At 53.1% G+C, this 18,569-nt stretch carries 17 protein-coding genes and 2 riboswitches; of the genes, 7 read left to right on the top strand and 10 right to left on the bottom strand.

All coding sequences use genetic code 11. The annotated features are described in order from the left end of the window. Positions 1-216: 216 nt before the first annotated feature. The 6 genes from sanA to metG form a co-directional block, all read right to left on the bottom strand. Positions 217-936, bottom strand: a complete 720-nt coding sequence (gene sanA / locus KTJ90_RS06360; protein ID WP_004571246.1) for an outer membrane permeability protein SanA — start codon at positions 934-936, stop codon at positions 217-219. Between the two features lie 135 nt (positions 937-1,071). Beyond that, positions 1,072-2,769, bottom strand: a complete 1,698-nt coding sequence (locus KTJ90_RS06365) for an NAD-dependent malic enzyme (RefSeq protein ID WP_004571247.1) — start codon at positions 2,767-2,769, stop codon at positions 1,072-1,074. Between the two features lie 269 nt (positions 2,770-3,038). Next, positions 3,039-3,929: a cytidine deaminase gene (gene cdd / locus KTJ90_RS06370; protein WP_499026031.1), complete on the bottom strand. Its 891-nt coding sequence runs from the start codon at positions 3,927-3,929 to the stop codon at positions 3,039-3,041. A 120-nt stretch (positions 3,930-4,049) separates the two neighbouring features. Beyond that, on the bottom strand, positions 4,050-4,742 hold the full coding sequence (locus tag KTJ90_RS06375; RefSeq protein ID WP_004571249.1) for a CidB/LrgB family autolysis modulator: 693 nt from the start codon (positions 4,740-4,742) through the stop codon (positions 4,050-4,052). After that, entirely contained in the window at positions 4,735-5,127 is a 393-nt protein-coding gene (locus KTJ90_RS06380) for a CidA/LrgA family protein (RefSeq protein WP_004571250.1), read from the bottom strand. The genes KTJ90_RS06375 and KTJ90_RS06380 overlap by 8 nt, the downstream gene beginning before the upstream one ends. A gap of 229 nt (positions 5,128-5,356) precedes the next feature. Further along, positions 5,357-7,390: a methionine--tRNA ligase gene (gene metG, locus KTJ90_RS06385; protein WP_008926104.1), complete on the bottom strand. Its 2,034-nt coding sequence runs from the start codon at positions 7,388-7,390 to the stop codon at positions 5,357-5,359. Positions 7,391-7,566: 176 nt separating this feature from the next. Here metG and apbC point away from each other — a divergent pair, with 176 nt between their 5' ends. Beyond that, a complete protein-coding gene (gene apbC / locus KTJ90_RS06390) occupies positions 7,567-8,679 on the top strand; it encodes an iron-sulfur cluster carrier protein ApbC (RefSeq protein ID WP_154926631.1) in 1,113 nt (370 codons plus the stop codon). Here apbC and KTJ90_RS06395 read toward each other — a convergent pair. Beyond that, entirely contained in the window at positions 8,676-9,131 is a 456-nt protein-coding gene (locus KTJ90_RS06395; protein WP_004571254.1) for a GNAT family N-acetyltransferase, read from the bottom strand. The two genes, apbC and KTJ90_RS06395, sit on opposite strands and share 4 nt — an antisense overlap. A gap of 247 nt (positions 9,132-9,378) precedes the next feature. Between KTJ90_RS06395 and ahpC the strand changes: the two genes are divergently transcribed. Then, positions 9,379-9,942, top strand: coding sequence for an alkyl hydroperoxide reductase subunit C (gene ahpC, locus KTJ90_RS06400; protein ID WP_004571255.1), 564 nt, complete (start codon positions 9,379-9,381; stop codon positions 9,940-9,942). A gap of 71 nt (positions 9,943-10,013) precedes the next feature. Continuing rightward, on the top strand, positions 10,014-11,579 hold the full coding sequence (ahpF, locus tag KTJ90_RS06405) for an alkyl hydroperoxide reductase subunit F (RefSeq protein ID WP_004571256.1): 1,566 nt from the start codon (positions 10,014-10,016) through the stop codon (positions 11,577-11,579). 64 nt (positions 11,580-11,643) lie between these two features. Here ahpF and KTJ90_RS06410 read toward each other — a convergent pair whose 3' ends face one another. Together KTJ90_RS06410 and KTJ90_RS06415 are read right to left on the bottom strand one after the other, a co-directional pair. Further along, positions 11,644-12,603 (bottom strand): AEC family transporter, encoded by a 960-nt coding sequence (locus KTJ90_RS06410; RefSeq protein ID WP_078804587.1) that lies wholly within the window; start codon positions 12,601-12,603, stop codon positions 11,644-11,646. 98 nt (positions 12,604-12,701) lie between these two features. After that, positions 12,702-12,899: a hypothetical protein gene (locus tag KTJ90_RS06415; protein ID WP_004571258.1), complete on the bottom strand. Its 198-nt coding sequence runs from the start codon at positions 12,897-12,899 to the stop codon at positions 12,702-12,704. A 307-nt stretch (positions 12,900-13,206) separates the two neighbouring features. Beyond that, positions 13,207-13,307: riboswitch (TPP riboswitch) on the top strand. A 66-nt stretch (positions 13,308-13,373) separates the two neighbouring features. On the opposite strand from KTJ90_RS06415, the gene KTJ90_RS06420 reads away from it, so the two are divergent. Both KTJ90_RS06420 and KTJ90_RS06425 read left to right on the top strand, forming a co-directional pair. Continuing rightward, entirely contained in the window at positions 13,374-14,639 is a 1,266-nt protein-coding gene (locus KTJ90_RS06420) for a site-specific integrase (protein WP_499026032.1), read from the top strand. Between the two features lie 44 nt (positions 14,640-14,683). Next, positions 14,684-15,517 (top strand): AbiJ-NTD4 domain-containing protein, encoded by an 834-nt coding sequence (locus tag KTJ90_RS06425; RefSeq protein ID WP_499026033.1) that lies wholly within the window; start codon positions 14,684-14,686, stop codon positions 15,515-15,517. A gap of 585 nt (positions 15,518-16,102) precedes the next feature. Here KTJ90_RS06425 and KTJ90_RS06430 read toward each other — a convergent pair. Then, positions 16,103-16,642, bottom strand: coding sequence for a recombinase family protein (locus KTJ90_RS06430; RefSeq protein ID WP_499026034.1), 540 nt, complete (start codon positions 16,640-16,642; stop codon positions 16,103-16,105). A gap of 176 nt (positions 16,643-16,818) precedes the next feature. Beyond that, a riboswitch (TPP riboswitch) is annotated at positions 16,819-16,919 on the top strand. Between the two features lie 34 nt (positions 16,920-16,953). Here KTJ90_RS06430 and thiM point away from each other — a divergent pair. Next, complete coding sequence (gene thiM / locus KTJ90_RS06435) at positions 16,954-17,751, top strand: hydroxyethylthiazole kinase (protein ID WP_008926103.1); 798 nt, start codon at positions 16,954-16,956, stop codon at positions 17,749-17,751. Further along, positions 17,738-18,538, top strand: coding sequence for a bifunctional hydroxymethylpyrimidine kinase/phosphomethylpyrimidine kinase (gene thiD / locus KTJ90_RS06440; RefSeq protein ID WP_078804585.1), 801 nt, complete (start codon positions 17,738-17,740; stop codon positions 18,536-18,538). The genes thiM and thiD overlap by 14 nt, the downstream gene beginning before the upstream one ends. Positions 18,539-18,569: the final 31 nt, after the last annotated feature.

Genomic DNA, 18,569 nt, shown 5'->3' on the forward strand with positions numbered 1-18,569 from the left:
CGGTCAGATCGGAAAGACGCAAAACCTGTCATCCATGACACGCTCGGCCCGCGTCGTCCCTGACGCGGGACGCTTTCCTCTTCTGACCCTGTTCCCTGCGCGTTGAGCTTAGTCGTTGCTGTCAGAATTCCCTGAACCTTGTACCTTGCTGCCAGACCGCAGCAAAGTGCTAACAATGCGATTTCAGCAAAGCTAAAAGAAGCCGCTGAGCGCCAGCTATTTCCGCAGTTTTTGTTCCAGCTCCAGCAGCTGCTCCGGCGTCACCGCAGGGTAACTCTGCGCATCTTCAGGGACATCACGTACGGCGGGAATAGGTACCAGCGGACCTAAGAAGCGAGGTTCACGCTTGAGCAGAAAGAGGTCCGCCAGCGCGCCCAGTCGGGCACCGACTTCACGGAAGCGCACGCTGAGCATGTTTTTAGGTGAGGGCACCGCATAGCACTGCGCCTGAATACCCAGCTGTAAGGCGATAAACAGCGCACGCTCACAGTGAAAACGCTGCGTGATAATAATGAAATCGTTGGTATCAAACACTTTACGTGTGCGAACGATGGAGTCCAGCGTACGGAACCCGGCATAATCGAGCACGATATCAGCCGGATCGACACCAGCTTTGATGAGGTCGCGTCGCATGGTCATCGGCTCGTTATAACTTTGCAGCGCGTTATCACCACTCAGCAGCAGGTAATTGACCTTGCCGCTGTTGTAGGCGTTCAGCGCGCCCTGAATGCGATAGAGGTAATACTGATTGATGACGCCGGTACGATAATATTTAGCCGTACCCAGCACCACGCCAACCTGACGATGGGGTAAAGAGGCGACATTTTCGTAGATAAAAGGCGCAGTTTTCCAGCTGATCCAACGATCAAGGCCGAGCGCCGTTGCCATCATCAGTAAGATGATGAAAAGCAGACCAATGGAAACGCGTTTCAGCATGCGCCTGGAGACTCGATGTCAGAATGTTGAGATGGGACAAGGCTACTTGAGCTGTCGCAGTGAAGCAAGTTACTGCCGGCTGGCTGTGCTATTTTTGAACACTGCCGGATCGCCTGCGATCCGGCAGTCTGAAGGTTAAATCGAGGTACGACGATAATGACGATACTGCGGCAGCCAGAAGTTGTTGGCGATAGCCTGTGACAACACATCCTCTGAGGTCACTACGGCGACACCCGCCAGCTGAGCCGCTTTACCCACTTCCATCGCAATGATTTTCGACACACCCTGAATATCTTTAATCTCAGGCAGCACCGGGCCTTCGCCTTCATTCACCAGCGGTGAACAGTCGGCGAGCGCACGGCTGGCGGTCATCAGCATGGTATCGGTAACGCGGCTGGCGCCTGACGCAATCACACCCAGCCCAATACCCGGGAAGATATAGGAGTTGTTGCACTGCGCAATCGGATAGGTTTTACCATTCCAGCTCACCGGTGAGAACGGGCTGCCCGTGGCGACCAGCGCGGCACCGTCAGTCCAGGCAATGATATCCGCAGGTGTGGCTTCCACGCGTGATGTCGGGTTCGACAACGGCATCACGATAGGGCGCTTACAGTGCTTGTGCATCTCGCGAATGATCTCTTCGGTGAACAGACCCGGCTGGCCGGAGACACCAATCAGAATATCGGGTTTCGCATTGCGTACGACATCCAGCAGCGAAATGGAATCATTGGTGATATCCCAGGTCTGCAGGTTTTCGCTTTTCTGCACCAGCTTGCTCTGGAAGTCGAGCAGGTTGGGGAGCTTATCAGTCAACAGACCAAAGCGATCCACCATCATTACCCGGCCACGCGCTTCATCATCACTCAGACCTTCTGATTTCATCTGCGCAATGATCTGTTCAGCGATTCCGCAACCCGCAGAACCGGCACCCAGGAACACCACTTTCTGCTCGCACAGGCGGCTACCGGCTGCGCGGCTGGCCGCAATCAGCGTGCCAACGGTCACGGCGGCGGTGCCCTGAATATCGTCGTTAAAGCAGCAGACTTCATCGCGATAGCGGTTCAGCAGCGGCATAGCATTCTTCTGGGCGAAATCTTCAAACTGCAACAGCACTTTCGGCCAGCGGCGCTTAACGGCCTGAATAAACTCATTCACGAACGTATCATACTCTTCGCCAGTGATACGCGGATGACGCCAGCCCATGTAGAGCGGATCGTTCAGCAACTGCTGATTGTTGGTGCCGACATCCAGCACAACCGGCAGCGTGTACGCCGGGCTGATGCCGCCACAGGCGGTATAGAGCGAAAGCTTACCAATCGGGATACCCATGCCACCGATGCCCTGATCGCCGAGGCCCAGAATACGTTCGCCATCAGTCACCACAATCACCTTCACATTCTGCTTGGTGGCGTTTTGCAGCATATCTTCGATGCGATCGCGGTTTGGGTAGGAGATGAACACGCCACGCGCACGGCGGTAGATTTCAGAGAAGTGTTCACACGCTGCGCCAACGGTCGGGGTGTAGATAATCGGCATCATCTCTTCGAGATGGTTATCCAGCAGGCGGTAAAACAGCGTTTCGTTGGTGTCCTGGATGTTGCGCAGGTAGACATGCTTATCGTTATTGTTTTTGAAGTCCTGGAACTGACGCCAGGCACGCTGCGCCTGCTCTTCAATCGATTCTACGGCTTCTGGCAGCAGACCATTGAGGTTGAATTCGTTACGTTCTTCGATACTGAAGGCGCTGCCTTTGTTTAACAGGGGAAATTCCAGCAAAATCGGGCCAGCATAAGGGATATACAGCGGGCGTTTACTTTCGTAGTCGAGTTCCATGCAGTGATGCTCCGGTTGCAGTGTTGTCTGGCGTCACGCCGGAAAGGTAGCGCCAGTTTTCTTACCCGTTATAGCTCAGACTGCAGGCCCGGCAGCGGCAGGGTAACCGCTCCAGAAAGATTCACGACCGCGGTGCCATCCTGCAACCTGAATTATTCAGAGTAATTTGTGATCACGTGAATTCTGGCGCCAGATCCTATGAAATTTCCCGCAGAAGTACAGCGTTTGTTCATAAAAGCTCACAAAACTGTGGCCTCTCTGACAGCGGGTTATGCTTTGTACAGCGTCACCTGCAGCAGCTCACCGCAACCAAATGTCTCAAGTGTTGCCTGTGTGGCGGCGAACTGGCTTAACGTGGCATTTTCTACTTCGGCTAAAACCGCTTTTTTTATCTGATGAACATCGCCGCCCTGCATGTTCAGCAAGACCAGCGCCGCCTGAAGTGGCGGGAAGCTTGGGTTGAACGCGGCATTTTCCGCATAGCGACCCGCGACAATCGCGCCATCCTGGGTCAGCAGGGCAACACCAGCGTGTGACTGACTGTAAGGCGCATGGCTGGCATTGGCGGCGGCCACGGCGGCCTGTACCAGTTCATCGCCCTCGGCCACGTAACCATGATCAACCTCGTCCATCAGGAAGGTTGTGATGTCGAGATCGCGTGGGCCAAAGGCATAGGGCAGATAGTCGGCCAGGGTGCTGATCGCGCGCTTTGGCAGGCTGATACGAATGCTGGTGCCGCTGTTCAGCTCGTTCATAAACTGACGGCAGTGCCCGCACGGCGTGTAGTTAACGGTTATCGTCTCAAGCTGGCGCTCGCCACGCAGCCACGCATGGGTAATGGCGCTCTGCTCGGCGTGAACCGTCTGCTGCATCGCCGTGCCGATAAATTCCATGTTGGCCCCAAAGTACCAGTTGCCGCTGACGCCACGGGCAATCGCCCCGACGTTAAAATGCGACACGGTAGCCACGGCGCAGGACGCCGCCAGAGGCAGCAGCGCCAGCGCCAGTGCATCGGCATCCATCTGGGTCTGTTGTTGCAGCGAGGCGACCTGGTCGGCGCTGAGCACGGCGTTGAAGTCAGCCTCGTTCAGCAGGGGAGCCAGTGCAGTTTGCAGCGTTGACGGCAATGCCTCAAAAGCGGAGAGGAAACGGGATTGCATGTGAGCCTCATTAAATTCAGCAGGGCGATGTGCCAGTCACCGGTTTATATGTGATCCACATCGCTCTGACAATGTAACCTGTGTTGCATGTTTCAACTTTGCGAGATCTATCGCAAAGTTTCAGCCAAACCAGTGCAGCAGGAGCGGAAAAATAAAGGGCGCCAGCAGTGAGGTGATGATGCCGCAGATCACCAGCGCCAGTGAACTGAAGGCGCCCTCCTGATAGTCGAGCTCGGCCGCGCGTGCTGTGCCCAGGGCATGTGACGCATTGCCAATTGCCAGTCCGCGCGCGGCTTTAGACTTCACGCCCAGCAGATTCAGTACCGTGTGCCCGAACACCGCACCCAGCACCCCGGCAATAAGTACACAAATAGCGCTGATAGCGGGGATACCATGCAGCGAGCCGGAGACAGCCATCGCGATGGGTGTGGTCACGGATTTGGGCATGATCGTGGCGGCAATTTCGGGCGTGGCACCCATCCACAGAGCAATAGCAGTACCTGAACTCATGGCGGTCACACTGCCAATAAAGCAGACGCCGATAATGGACTTCCAGCGGGCACGAATCTGGTGCATCTGCTCATACAGCGGCAATGCCAGCGCAACCACGGCCGGTTGCAACAGCTGATTGAGAATCTCACTGCCTGCGAAATAGCGCGAGTAGGGCAGCTGTAACAGCAGCAGTATCGGGATAATGATCGCCATCGCCACCAGCAGCGGATTGAGCAGCGAGATCTTCAGTTTTATCGCCAGCTTGCGTGCCAGAAAAAAGGCAGCCAGCGTCAATGGCAGCGACCACCATATCTCACTCATCAGCAGACTCCCCGGCCGGACGGCGGCTGTGAAGCTTGTGGGCACTTACGCCAACAATGGAGAGGACCAGCAGGGTGCTGACGACGCAGGAGACAACGATAGGGCCGAACTGCGCGGTAAGAATATCGGTGTAGCTCATTACCCCGACGCTAATCGGCACAAACAGCAGCGCCATATAGCGAATCAGCAGATGGCATCCCGGCTTCACCCAGCTCACTGGCAGAATCTGTGACGCAAGCAGGGCAAACAGAATTAACATCCCCAGAATGCTGCCGGGCATTTTGATAGGCAGCAGCGAGGCGATACCGATACCGGCGTATAAGCAGAGATAAATGATGATAAAAGCGCGAAGATAACGTCCGCAGACAGACAGCACGGTGAGCATGGCAGGCTCCTGTTTTCACTGAGCTTCATCATACGCATTAACCGCTTAGCGTGCTAGCGATCACACTTATGGGTACAGGGCAGTGCCGGGTGAAGCGTGCCGGGAAAGAAAAGGAGAGGTTGGGTAGTCGTGGGAACAGAGAAGAGAAAACCCTTCGCGCCAGAGCTAAGGCACGAAGGGTTTCAGAACGGCAGTGTGCTTTGCAGCTTAAACCGCAGAGGGCAGACCTTTACTTAACCGGCATGCCCGGTACAGCACCGCTATCAACGGACAACACGAACAGATCTTTCCCGCCCGGACCCGCTGACAGCACCATACCTTCGGAGATGCCGAAGCGCATTTTACGCGGCGCCAGGTTGGCCACGATGATGGTCATTTTACCGACCAGCACAGAGGGATCAGGATAAGCGGCGCGGATGCCCGAGAAAATCTGACGCTTTTCACCGCCCAGGTCGAGTTGCAGACGCAGCAGCTTGTCTGAACCTTCAACCCGTTCCGCCTGCTCGATTAGCGCAACGCGCATATCCACTTTGGCGAAATCGTCGATGGTGATGGTGTCACCAATCGGCGCATCTGCCAGCGGACCGGTTGCGGCTGGTGCACTTGCTGCGGCAGCATCCTCTTTGGAGGCGTCAATCAGTCCCTCAACCTTCGCCATTTCAATGCGGCTGTAGAGTGCTTTGAATGGCGCAACCTGATGATCCAGCAGCGGCTGCGCAATGGCATCCCAGCTCAATTCACAGTTCAGGAAGCCCTCTGCACGGGCGCTCAGTGACGGCAGCACCGGCTTCAGCCAGGTCATCAGAATGCGGAACAGGTTAATGCCCATTGAGCAGATGGCCTGCAGATCGGCATCACGGCCTTCCTGCTTCGCGACCACCCACGGAGCCTGCTCATCGACATAACGGTTCGCCAGGTCGGCCAGCGCCATAATTTCACGGATAGCACGGCTGTATTCGCGCGCAGCCCAGGCATCACCAATCTTCTCTGACGCATCAACGAAGGTCTGATAGAGCGCCGGATCGGCCAGTTCTGCCGCCAGTTTGCCGTCAAAGCGTTTGGTAATGAAGCCTGCGTTACGTGACGCCAGGTTAACCACTTTGTTGACGATGTCGGCATTTACGCGCTGGACGAAATCTTCCAGATTCAGGTCGATGTCGTCGATACGTGAAGAGAGTTTCGCCGCGTAGTAGTAACGCAGGCTGTCGGCATCCAGATGTTGCAGCCAGGTGCTGGCTTTGATAAAGGTGCCGCGCGACTTCGACATCTTGGCACCGTTAACGGTGACATAGCCGTGTACAAACAGATTGTTCGGCTTGCGGAAGTTGCTGCCTTCCAGCATCGCTGGCCAGAACAGGCTATGGAAATAGACGATATCTTTACCGATGAAATGATACAGCTCGGTGGTGGAGTCTTTACGCCAGAATTCGTCGAAGTCGATGTCGCCGCGCTTGTCGCACAGGTTCTTGAACGAGCCCATGTAGCCGATAGGCGCATCCAGCCAGACGTAGAAGTATTTGCCTGGCGCATCCGGAATTTCAAAGCCGAAGTAAGGCGCATCGCGTGAGATATCCCACTGCTGCAGGCCTGACTCAAACCACTCCTGCATTTTGTTCGCCACCTGATCCTGCAGCGCACCGGAGCGGGTCCACGCCTGCAGCATGGCGCTGAAGGACGGCAGATCAAAGAAGAAGTGCTCAGAGTCGCGCAGAACTGGCGTCGCACCAGAAACCACAGACTTAGGATCGATCAGCTCGGTCGGGCTGTAGGTCGCGCTGCAGACTTCACAGTTGTCGCCGTATTGATCAGGTGACTTACATTTCGGGCAGGTGCCTTTCACAAAACGGTCCGGCAGGAACATCCCTTTTTCCGGATCGTAAAGCTGGGAAATGGTGCGGTTTTTAATAAAACCGTTCTCTTTCAGGCGGCCGTAAATCAGCGCAGACAGCTCGCGGTTTTCATCGCCGTGAGTGGAGTGATAATTGTCATAGCTGACGTTGAAACCGGCAAAGTCGGCTTCATGCTCGCTTTTCATTTCTGCAATCATCTGCTCCGGCGCAATGCCCAGCTGCTGAGCTTTCAGCATGATAGGCGTGCCGTGCGCATCATCGGCGCAAATGAAATAAACCTGATTGCCACGCATTCGTTGGTAACGCACCCAAATATCTGCCTGGATATGCTCGAGCATGTGGCCGAGATGGATTGATCCGTTCGCGTAAGGCAGTGCGCACGTTACCAGAATTTTTTTAGCGACTTGAGTCATAGTTTGCGTAGCTTTCTGTTGATTGAAAAAACGGGCTTAGATGGTAACTGATGGCTTCTCCTGCGTAAACATAAGGGATTCACCCCGCCAGTCGCCGCAGATCCACGAGCATCTGATATCATTGACAATACATCGCTGAAACACAGCGTAAGCACAGCAGAAATAAGGAGCAGGGGATGACAGTACAATCCCGGGAACCGCATACGCCAGAGGGCCTGCGCGCCATCGTAGCGGGCGTATTGAGAAGCTTTGAGCATCCGACCCTTAAACAGAATCTCACCTCGCTGAAAGCGCTGCACCACGTGGCGCAGCTGGATGGAACGCTGCATGTTGAACTGCTGATGCCGTTTGCGTGGGCCAGCGGGTTCGACGACCTGAAAGAGCAGGTCAGCGCCGACCTGCTGCGTCAGACCGGCGCACGCGCAATCGACTGGCGGCTCAGCCACGATATCGCCACCCTGAAGCGGGTGAAAAACCAGCCGGGCGTTAACGGGGTTAAAAACATTATTGCGGTCAGCTCCGGCAAAGGCGGCGTGGGTAAATCCAGCACCGCCGTAAATATGGCACTGGCGCTGGCAGCTGAGGGCGCGCGCGTCGGCATTCTTGACGCGGATATTTACGGCCCGTCTGTGCCGAACATGCTTGGGACTCAGGACCAGCGGCCAACCTCGCCGGATGGGACCCATATGGCGCCGATCATGGCACATGGGCTGGCCACCAACTCCATTGGTTATCTGGTCACGGATGACAATGCGATGGTGTGGCGCGGACCCATGGCCAGTAAAGCGCTTATGCAGTTGCTGAATGAGACTCTGTGGCCTGAGCTGGATTATCTGGTGCTGGATATGCCGCCCGGCACGGGCGACATTCAGCTGACGCTGGCGCAGAACGTGCCGGTAACCGGTGCGCTGGTGGTCACGACGCCGCAGGATATCGCCCTGATTGATGCCCGCAAAGGACTGGTCATGTTTGAAAAGGTCAATGTGCCGGTGCTGGGCGTGGTAGAGAATATGAGCCTGCATGTCTGCAGCCAGTGTGGCTTCCACGAGCCGATTTTCGGCACCGGCGGCGCGCAGAAACTGGTGGAGGATTACCAGACGCAACTGCTGGCCCAGTTGCCACTGCACATTGACCTGCGCGAAGATCTTGATGAAGGTGAACCGACAGTGATTCGCCGGCCCGATAGCGAGTTTACCACGCTGTATCGCCAGTTGGCCGGACGCGTCGCGGCCCAGCTTTACTGGCAGGGCGAGGTCATCCCTGGCGATATCGCATTCCGCGCGCTTTAAGCCCGACCCGACCCGCTGGCGTATTGTGAGGCCAGCGGGTAGTGCATCAGCACATAACCGCCGTGCTCGCCTTCGCCCTGTGAAATCATCTTCCAGCCATGCTTCAGATAAAATGCCTGCGCCGCTTTGTTCTTCTGCAGGCACTTAAGCGCGCCGGTTGAGGTAAAACGCGCCTCTACCGCCTCCAGCAACGCGCTGCCCACGCCGCGCCCCTGCCAGTCAGGATCGACATAGAGACTGTGCAGGAAGTTGTCGTTCTCCAGCAGACCTGCAAAGCCGACCCGATGGCCATCAGCCTCCGCAACCAGGACGGTCTCCCCCAGAATAACGCCATCAAAATCTTCCAGTTGCCACTCGCTGCCCTCCAGCCAGCGCCAGTTATGTCGTCGCGCTGCCAGAAACAGCGTACGCAGGAAAGGACGGTCGGCTTCAGTAAACGGACGAATCTCCACGGGTCAGCTCCTTATCATCTGGTCTTACAAAACTAGCAGTGATTAGCGGAGACGTGCCTAAAAGATCACGTAAAAGATAAAGCGGGTTAAATGTCACGTAAATCGCTGTACACTGCCTGCCGGGCCAGAGAGCATCAGGCTCTCAGCGTTTGATAGCTTTCGTTTATCAGATTGATAACGTCCGCATATTAGATGTTGGCCCGAAAATTATGTAACCTGCATCACATATTTTAACGGAGGCCACCAGATGTCTATTATCAATACCAAAATTAAGCCGTTCAAAAACGCAGCATTCAAAAACGGCGAATTCATCGACGTAACCGAGAAAGACGTTGAAGGTAAATGGAGTGTGTTCTTCTTCTATCCAGCTGACTTCACCTTCGTCTGCCCGACCGAACTGGGCGACGTAGCTGACCATTACGAAGAGTTCCAGAAACTGGGCGTAGACATCTACTCCGTTTCTACCGACACCCACTTTACCCACAAAGCCTGGCACGGTTCTTCAGACACCATCGCGAAGATCAAATACACAATGATCGGTGACCCGACTGGCGCGCTGACCCGTAACTTCGAAATCATGCGTGAAGATGAAGGTCTGGCTGACCGTGGTACGTTCATCGTTGACCCGCAAGGCGTAATCCAGGCAATCGAAATCACCGCTGAAGGCATTGGCCGTGACGCCTCTGACCTGCTGCGTAAAGTGAAAGCGGCTCAGTACGTGGCTTCTCACCCAGGTGAAGTGTGCCCGGCTAAATGGAAAGAAGGTGATGCAACACTGGCTCCGTCTCTGGACCTGGTTGGCAAAATCTAATCCCGCTTTGCTCTTTCGATCATTCTCCAATCGGGTGCTGCGGCACCCGATTTTTTGACCAGGATATCACTATGCTCGACACAAATTTGAAAACCCAGCTCAAGGCCTACCTTGAGAAATTAACCAGACCTGTTGAGTTGATTGCCACCCTGGATGAGGGTGCAAAATCAACCGAGATCCGTGAACTGTTGGTTGATATCGCCGGCTTGTCTGACAAAGTCAGCTTCCGCGAAGAGAACGATCGTCAGGTGCGTAAGCCCTCATTTCTGATCACCAACCCAGGTTCGAACAGCGGCCCGCGTTTTGCCGGTTCACCTCTGGGTCACGAATTTACCTCACTGGTGCTGGCACTGTTACAGACCGGTGGGCATCCGTCTAAAGAAGCACAGAGCCTGCTGGACCAGATCGCCGCGCTGGACAGCGACTTCCATTTCGAAACCTATTATTCACTCTCATGCCATAACTGCCCGGACGTCGTCCAGGCGCTGAACCTGATGGCGGTGATTAACCCGCGCATCAGCCACACCGCTATCGACGGTGGCCTGTTCCAGAACGAGATTCAGGAACGCAACGTGATGGGCGTGCCAGCGGTTTACCTGAATGGTAAGGAGTTTGGTCAGGGCCGCATGAGCCTGGCGGAAATCGTCAGCAAAGTAGATACCAACGCGGATAAACGTGCAGCGGAAGAGCTGAACAAGCGTGACGCCTATGAAGTCCTGATTATCGGCAGTGGCCCGGCGGGTGCAGCGGCAGCCATCTACTCAGCGCGTAAGGGTATCCGTACTGGCCTGATGGGCGAACGTTTTGGCGGCCAGGTACTGGATACGGTGGATATCGAAAACTATATTTCCGTACCGAAAACCGAAGGCGCGAAACTGGCAGGTTCACTGCGCGCACACGTTGATGATTACAATGTGGATGTCATTGAAAGCCAGAGCGCCATCAAATTGATCCCGGCGGCGAAAGAGGGCGGACTGCATGCAATCGAAACCGCCTCCGGCGCAGTATTGAAGTCTCGCAGTATCATTCTGGCGACCGGCGCACGCTGGCGCAACATGGGTGTGCCGGGTGAGGAAGAGTATCGCACCAAAGGCGTCACCTACTGCCCACACTGCGATGGCCCGCTGTTTAAAGGCAAGCGTACGGCAGTGATCGGCGGCGGTAACTCCGGCGTTGAAGCAGCCATTGACCTGGCGGGTATCGTTGAACATGTTACGCTGCTGGAGTTTGCCGGTGAGATGCGTGCCGACCAGGTATTGCAGGATAAGCTGCGTAGCCTGAAGAACGTTGATGTCATCCTGAACGCGCAGACCACCGAAGTGAAAGGCGACGGCACTAAAGTGACCGGCCTGCACTATCTTGACCGTACGACGCAGACCACCCATGAGCTGCCGCTCTCTGGTATCTTCGTTCAGATCGGTCTGCTGCCAAATACCCCGTGGCTGGAAGGCGCGGTTGAGCGCAATAAAATGGGTGAGATCATCATCGATGGTAAATGCGAAACCAGCCTGAAAGGCGTGTTCGCGGCGGGCGACTGCACCACCGTGCCGTACAAGCAGATTATTATTGCCAGCGGCGAAGGCGCAAAAGCTTCACTGAGCGCTTTTGACTATCTGATTCGCACTAAATCGGCTTAATAACGTTTAGTCAGGCAGACAATAGCCCTTCAGCATTCGTGCTGAAGGGCTTTTTTTTAGTCTGTTAATAGCCCGCCAGCGTCATCAGCATCATCCATATCGGCGTCGTCACCGCTGCAAACACCGTAGAAAAGAGCATACTGGCCGCCGCCGGACCCGTAATGACATTAAACTTCTGCGACATCAGATAAACGTTTACTCCCACCGCCATTGATCCCAGCAGGACTACCACTTTACTCTCCAGCGGCGGCAGACCGGTCAGCCACGCGATAGCCCATACCGTCATCGGTTGCAGCACCAGCTTCAGCAGGCAAATGGTGTAGCTCTCTTTTAAGCCGTCCCGCACCCGATAGTGCGCCAGGCTCATGCCCAGCGTGACCAGCGACAGCGGCGCGGCCAGCGAGGCCAGCATCTTTAATGGTTCAGCGGCCAACTGCGGCAACGGGCGTTGCAGAAAACTCCAGGCTGTGCCGCTGAGAATGCCAATGATGAGCGGATTCTTCAGCACACCGATCAATGTGCGCCAAAGGCCATTCAGCGAGAAGCTGCCCTGTTTCGCCCACTCGACTGAGACGGTCAGTAAAGTCCACAGGATCAGGCTGTTAAACACCAATACCAGTGCCACCGGTGGCAGCGCTTCTGGCCCGAGTAACACGGTGGCCACCGGGATCCCCAGCATCACGTTATTAGAGAAGATACCGCCCAGGGCAAAGACTGAAGCCGCCACGCCATCCAGATCGAACAGCCTTGTTGCCAGCAGTCGCCCCACGATAAACACCAGCAGGCAACTGCCGAAGAAGGCCAGTAACAGGCGCGCATCCACCGGCGGGCTTTGTGAGAAGGTACTCATTACCCGAAACAGCATGCAGGGCAGTGCAACGTTAAACACAAAGCGGTTCATCCCTTCGCTGATGCTGGCAGGCCATTTTCCGAGGCGTGTCAGGCAGTATCCCAGTAAGATCAGGATAAATAGCGGGGCAGAAAGATAAATTTGATGGCTTAAGCTTTCAAACAGCAGTGGCATAGAGGGCGTCTGATCAGGCGATGATTAGTTACCAGACTAACAAATTGCTAACTAACTGTTAACTGGAACGGTGTCTGAACCCTCCGCCGTGAGGGCGACTAATCTAACCAGCGACGCGCCTGTTCATCGGTGATATCACGATAATAGACGCGATGGATTATTTCGTTACAGCCTGAGCAGCGTGCGGAAATATAGGTTGAAAAATAATATCTGCCACTGGGTGCGACGGCACCCTGACGTTCAATAATAATATCCTGCCATCGATGACGGTGTGGAATAAGCGCTAAAAATCGCATCATACATCCTGCATAGTATGAAGTTCCGCTTCAGGAGGTAACTAACCTCATGAAATAAAATATTTTTTACGATGATGCTGCAAGCAGGTTAATTATTATTATGCAGTCAGAGACACTGCAGGAAATATTTCCTGTCAGGGGGATAAATAAAGCTAACTATAAAGAGGTGTTTCGTTAACCCGCAGCATTAAGCCTTTTTTTGTGACCTCAGGCGTTGATCGGGATCATATGAATTGTTTCAGCACGGATTATTTCCCCGACAGGTGTCGCTTGCTTTCACCGTATAGCTCTCCTATGCTGCAAGCCGTAACACGACTCGGGGTGCCGCTTTCCACACGGAAAGGGCTGAGAAAAACCCGCTGACCTGAACTGGATAATGCCAGCGTAGGGGCTTTGACATTGTTATATTTCATATAGATAGAGCCTTTTTCATCTTGTGTTTATTAACTACTGGCACAAGATGAGGAACACCAATTGCTGTCTAAACGCATTCGCTACACGTTCAAACGCCATTCAATTTATTACGTTCAATTCTCCCTCCCTGCTGGGAAGATGTATAGACGCTCTCTGGAAACTGATAGCTTCAGAGAAGCCAATACATTGATGATAGCTTTAATGCCTCAGCTCTTGATGGTAAGAGAGGGCTTATGCTCTCCTGAAGGATTCACTAGCTCTCTAGCCTCGTTAGTTCACAGTCGTATGGTTAAGAGGGCGGCGAATGTGCTTCCAATTGCTCTGCCTATTCCCCCTGCTATAGAACCTCCCCCGGCTATGACGCTTGCTAAAGCATGGGAGAGATACAAAGCAGAACGCGGGATGAAATGGACTATAGCTATAGCCTCAGCTAATGAGCGTTACATTGAGCCGTTGATAGCCCTAATCGGGCCTAAGAGCGACGTAGAGAAGATAACATCACGTGACATACGTCAGGTTATGGAGGCTGTAGAAAACCTCCCTAAGCGCGTTATACAGCCCTATAGATCTATGACTATTCACCAACTATTAGCCTGTGATGATGTGCCAGAGAAAGATGTAATAGGCACTGAAGCTATACATAAACACCTGAAGATTTATAAATCCCTGTTCAAAACTTTCCTGACAGATGAGAAGGGGATATTAACTAAATCTCCTACAGACGGAATAACGGCCCCTCCATCAGTAACACGCTTCGGGGCCTATACGCCTAATGAAATGCGCTCATTCGTTTCCTATGCCATCAATGAGGCTGAGGGCTGGCTGAAATGGGTTGTCTTACTGCTTGCTTATACAGGAGCCAGACGCAGTGAGATAGCAACGCTCACTAAAGGGCAGGTGTGTTTTGATGATGATAGCATTCGACACTACTTGCTAATCAGGGATGGCAAGACAGACAACGCTACAAGGCAGATTCCCATCCATCAGCATCTGATTGATTTGGGATTTCTTCAGTTTGTTGAAGCAAGTAATGACGCGCTATTCCCTGAAGTATCAGGAACCAACATGGCTAAGATTGGCAAGGAGCTAACCGCCATCAGGGAGAAGCTAGCTATCCCATATCTGGACATACACAATCAACGCCGTATTGTGCATAGCTTCAGGCATAGCGTGGTAACTGCTGCCTCTGGATGGATGAATAACGTTGCTCATTTACAGCAAGTAGTGGGACATGAGAAAACAGGAACGGGAATCACAAGAAGATACATGCATGACTTTCCGTTATCAGTTGTTTGTCATATTATCGATAATCTTAACTGGCGCTAAGCCATTACAAGGCACACACTCAGCATAAAAGTTAGAGGTTATAGATGGCTAAGCCCTTTTCTCAAAGATACGGTTATGTAAAAGTTGAAGATCTAATTCAAGTTGAAAGTCTTAATAGTGAGTCTAGAACAGCTATATGGAATGTAATTCATAAAATTTTAGATTTAGGATCTAATTCCCCACCCAATGATGCATATAGCTTCCTGAGAGCAATTTGGACAGACTACATGAATAACTCGGTCGACACCACGCCTTATTTGTGGAATAGCAGTAGTCGTTCAATTTCTATGGAAAGGATATTAAGAAATTCAATATTTAACAACGATTGGTTTAGCGTCTTTGATTTGATTGAGTTTTTAATCGAAAATGTCAGTATCATGAGAAAGCAATCACTGACAGAGGCGTTTAATAAATCATTTAGAAAGCATGGGGTTGCTTATACTATCATCAACTATCTCGTTACTCCTATATCTAGTGAGGTTGAAGTACAAAGCATACAAGAGGCCATTGCTAATAGTCCCGAATCTTCAAGTCTACACTTTGAAAGGGCGCTTGAATTGATGGCTGATAGAGAGCAACCTGATTATCGAAACTCTATTAAAGAATCTATATCAGCTATTGAATCACTATGTAGAAGGATTGTTGAAGATGATAAAGGTACGCTTGGTGAATGTCTGAAGATTGTGGAAAACCAAAGCCACATTCACCCAGCAATGAAAAGAGCCTTCATGCAACTCTATGGTTATACAAGTGATCAAGGAGGCATACGCCATGCATTAAGTGAGGATAGCGTTACTCCAACATTAGAAGATGCAAGGTTTATGCTTATTACTTGTAGCGCGTTCAATAACTATCTACTTGCTAAGATAGGTTCCTAACAATACATGTTGACGCTAGGCAATATCTCGCTTCAGCGTCAACAGTAGATTTTTCACCGTCAGGTGGAACGGAGGACAGGGCAGAAGAATCTATATATCGATACCCGCTTCGCTCCTGTGTATCGTGGGGTGTCATATCAACCCCAATCATATAACGCAGCAAAGCTGCGAGAATAGTCACTGTGTTCATTCTCCATTCCCTCATTCACCAGCTATTCGCTGGCTCATTCAGGGTGACATACGTCACGGAGAATACGCCTTAATACAACCTGTCTCGCCGTAGGCGTTATAGAATGACAAACAATAGGATATACAGGGGGAATGATTTTCAGGAGGGAGGAATAACATATATGGAATGTATATGAAAGGAGAGGGGAGAGTAGGGACAATGGCTTATTTTACTCTGACTAACAAATGCTATCATAGAGAACGCAGCAGAGCTGCAAAGGTCAACAGAAACGCACCAATCCCCCTCACAGCTGGGGCTGTTCGTTAGCTTGTACATTCCAGAGGGTAGTTGTTATTCACTGTTCCTGACTAACGTTCTGTTTCCCCCTGAGATCTCTTTAAATACTACCGCCGAAATTAATTTAATACTTTGTGCACGGTAGTGCGTGAGATAGAAAGCTCCTTACTAATAGCTAGATTATTCATTCCCCCTTCATATAGCTCACGTATACGTGTATGAAGAGCTTCATCAGGCTTAGGGCCAAACACTACGCCTCTCTCCTTAGCAGCCTTCTTGCCCTCATTGGTACGCTCTAATATACGCTTACGCTCAAACTCTCCTACAGCTGCAATCACTGTATATATAACACGTCCAATGTCAGAGTTAATATCTGTCTGCCCTAAGTCCATACACACTAAGCCCACGCCTTTTGCCTTCAGCTCATCAGCAATAGACAGAGCATCACGTGTATTACGTGCTAAGCGGTCTAGCTTCATCACAACAACAGTATCGCCTTCTTGCACATCAGCAAGCAGACGTACTAGCTCAGGCCTCTGTGCATTCTTACCAGAGATGTTTTCCTGATACACACGCTCACAGCCCAGCTCAGTGAGAGCAGCTACCTGTATCCCTGTGTTCTGCTCCTGTGTACTAACACGTGCATATCCGTATTTCATTTCACTCACTCCAGCCTGTTATCAAGATGTACATAGTGATTGAGTGTCCATAGTTTTACAAAACTGTGACATTCCCTTTCAGCGTAATCAATGCGGTCAGGCATCAGGACTCAGGCTTGTGCAAACAAGCCCCTTCCCGTAAGCTACTGATATACACAAGATGAAGTAAATAACATCTATACGACTCGGGGTGCCGCTTTCCACACGGAAAGGGCTGAGAAAAACCCGCTGACCTGAACTGGATAATGCCAGCGTAGGGAAGTCTGATGCCTGACCGCATTCGCCTTCTTGTTCGCCGGTTGGGAGCTACGATGACACATCAATCTCAACACCTTTCTGCCGCGCACTTCGCGCCCATCCTGCACACTTTCCGCCGTCAGTCACCGCTGGTGCACTGCATGACCAATGACGTGGTTCAGAACTTCACCGCCAATGTACTGCTGGCACTTAATGCCTCACCGGCGATGGTGATCGATCCGGAAGAAGCCGCAGAGTTCAGTGAATTGGCCGATGCGCTGCTGATTAATGTGGGCACGTTAACCCGCGAACGGCAGCAGGCGATGCAGGCTGCCATCACTGCCGCTAATCTGGCGGGCACACCCTGGACACTCGATCCGGTTGCGGTCGGCGCGCTGACGCTGCGCAGTGACTTCTGTCAGCAGTTATTGAGTCAGCAACCGGCGGTGATCCGCGGCAATGCATCAGAGATTCTGGCGCTGGCACAGCAGGCCAGTGGCGGGCGGGGCGTTGATACACTGCATCAGGCGGATGCGGCAATTGATGCAGCACAGCAACTCGCTGAGACCTGGAAAACGCTGGTGATCGTCACCGGTGAAGTGGACTACGCCACGGATGGTCAGCGGATCCTCGCCATAAGCGGTGGCAGCCCGTTAATGACACGGGTGGTGGGCACCGGCTGTGCACTCTCCGCCGTGGTAGCGGGCTTCAGCAGTCTGCCTGGTGATCGTCTAATGAATGTCGCTGCCGCCTGTCAGTTCATGGCTCTGGCGGGGGAAAAGGCAGCGGCGCAGGCTGCCGGGCCGGGCAGTTTTGCCACCGCGTTTATTGATGCCCTCTGGACGCTGGAGGTGGGCAATGAAGCGCATTAATGCCCTGACGATTGCCGGTACCGATCCCAGCGGCGGGGCAGGCATTCAGGCCGATCTGAAAACCTTCTCGGCTCTGGGCGCCTATGGCACCAGCGTCATAACCGCGCTGGTGGCACAAAACACGCAAGGCGTGCAGTCTGTTTACCGGATTGCACCTGAGTTTGTTGCCGCCCAGCTCGATTCGGTGCTGAGTGATGTGCGCATCGACAGCGCAAAAATTGGCATGCTGTCAGAAACGGCTATCGTAGAGCAGGTTGCTGCCCGGCTGAGAAAGGCAGATATCCCGTTTGTGGTACTGGATACCGTGATGGTCGCAAAAAGTGGCGATGCGCTGCTCTCGCCAGACGCCGTGGCCAGCGTACGTGAGCTGTTATTGCCGCAGGTCTCGTTGATCACACCGAATCTGCCGGAAGCGGCGGCGTTGCTCAACTGTGCTGTCGCCAGCGATGAGGCGGAGATGCGCGAGCAAGGACGGGCATTGCTGGCGCTGGGCTGTCAGGCTGTGCTGATGAAAGGCGGACATCTTACGGCGGCAGAGAGCCCGGACTGGCTGATCACGCATTCCACTGAGCAGCGATTCAGCACGTCTCGCGTCAACACCCGTCACACCCATGGCACCGGCTGCACGCTGTCGGCCGCCTTAGCCGCGTTGCGTCCGCGTCATGCTGACTGGGCAGAGACGATTGGGGAAGCCAAAAACTGGTTACAACAGGCGTTGTTAATGGCAGATACGCTGGAGGTCGGGAAGGGCATCGGGCCGGTTCACCATTTTCATCAATGGTGGTGACGGCGAAGACCCGCACCGGCCTGAAATTCAG

The organism is Pantoea jilinensis, assembly GCF_019104105.1.
Lineage (GTDB): Bacteria > Pseudomonadota > Gammaproteobacteria > Enterobacterales > Enterobacteriaceae > Pantoea > Pantoea eucalypti.

Coding starts and splice junctions, on each gene's coding strand:
- thiM (WP_008926103.1), top strand. CDS start 16,954: ATGACACATCAATCTCAACACCTTTCTGCCGCGCACTTCGCGCCCATC.
- KTJ90_RS06380 (WP_004571250.1), bottom strand. CDS start 5,127: ATGCTCACCGTGCTGTCTGTCTGCGGACGTTATCTTCGCGCTTTTATC.
- sanA (WP_004571246.1), bottom strand. CDS start 936: ATGCTGAAACGCGTTTCCATTGGTCTGCTTTTCATCATCTTACTGATG.
- KTJ90_RS06410 (WP_078804587.1), bottom strand. CDS start 12,603: ATGCCACTGCTGTTTGAAAGCTTAAGCCATCAAATTTATCTTTCTGCC.
- KTJ90_RS06415 (WP_004571258.1), bottom strand. CDS start 12,899: ATGCGATTTTTAGCGCTTATTCCACACCGTCATCGATGGCAGGATATT.
- metG (WP_008926104.1), bottom strand. CDS start 7,390: ATGACTCAAGTCGCTAAAAAAATTCTGGTAACGTGCGCACTGCCTTAC.
- KTJ90_RS06425 (WP_499026033.1), top strand. CDS start 14,684: ATGGCTAAGCCCTTTTCTCAAAGATACGGTTATGTAAAAGTTGAAGAT.
- KTJ90_RS06375 (WP_004571249.1), bottom strand. CDS start 4,742: ATGAGTGAGATATGGTGGTCGCTGCCATTGACGCTGGCTGCCTTTTTT.
- KTJ90_RS06430 (WP_499026034.1), bottom strand. CDS start 16,642: ATGAAATACGGATATGCACGTGTTAGTACACAGGAGCAGAACACAGGG.
- KTJ90_RS06365 (WP_004571247.1), bottom strand. CDS start 2,769: ATGGAACTCGACTACGAAAGTAAACGCCCGCTGTATATCCCTTATGCT.
- thiD (WP_078804585.1), top strand. CDS start 17,738: ATGAAGCGCATTAATGCCCTGACGATTGCCGGTACCGATCCCAGCGGC.
- ahpF (WP_004571256.1), top strand. CDS start 10,014: ATGCTCGACACAAATTTGAAAACCCAGCTCAAGGCCTACCTTGAGAAA.
- ahpC (WP_004571255.1), top strand. CDS start 9,379: ATGTCTATTATCAATACCAAAATTAAGCCGTTCAAAAACGCAGCATTC.
- cdd (WP_499026031.1), bottom strand. CDS start 3,929: ATGCAATCCCGTTTCCTCTCCGCTTTTGAGGCATTGCCGTCAACGCTG.
- apbC (WP_154926631.1), top strand. CDS start 7,567: ATGACAGTACAATCCCGGGAACCGCATACGCCAGAGGGCCTGCGCGCC.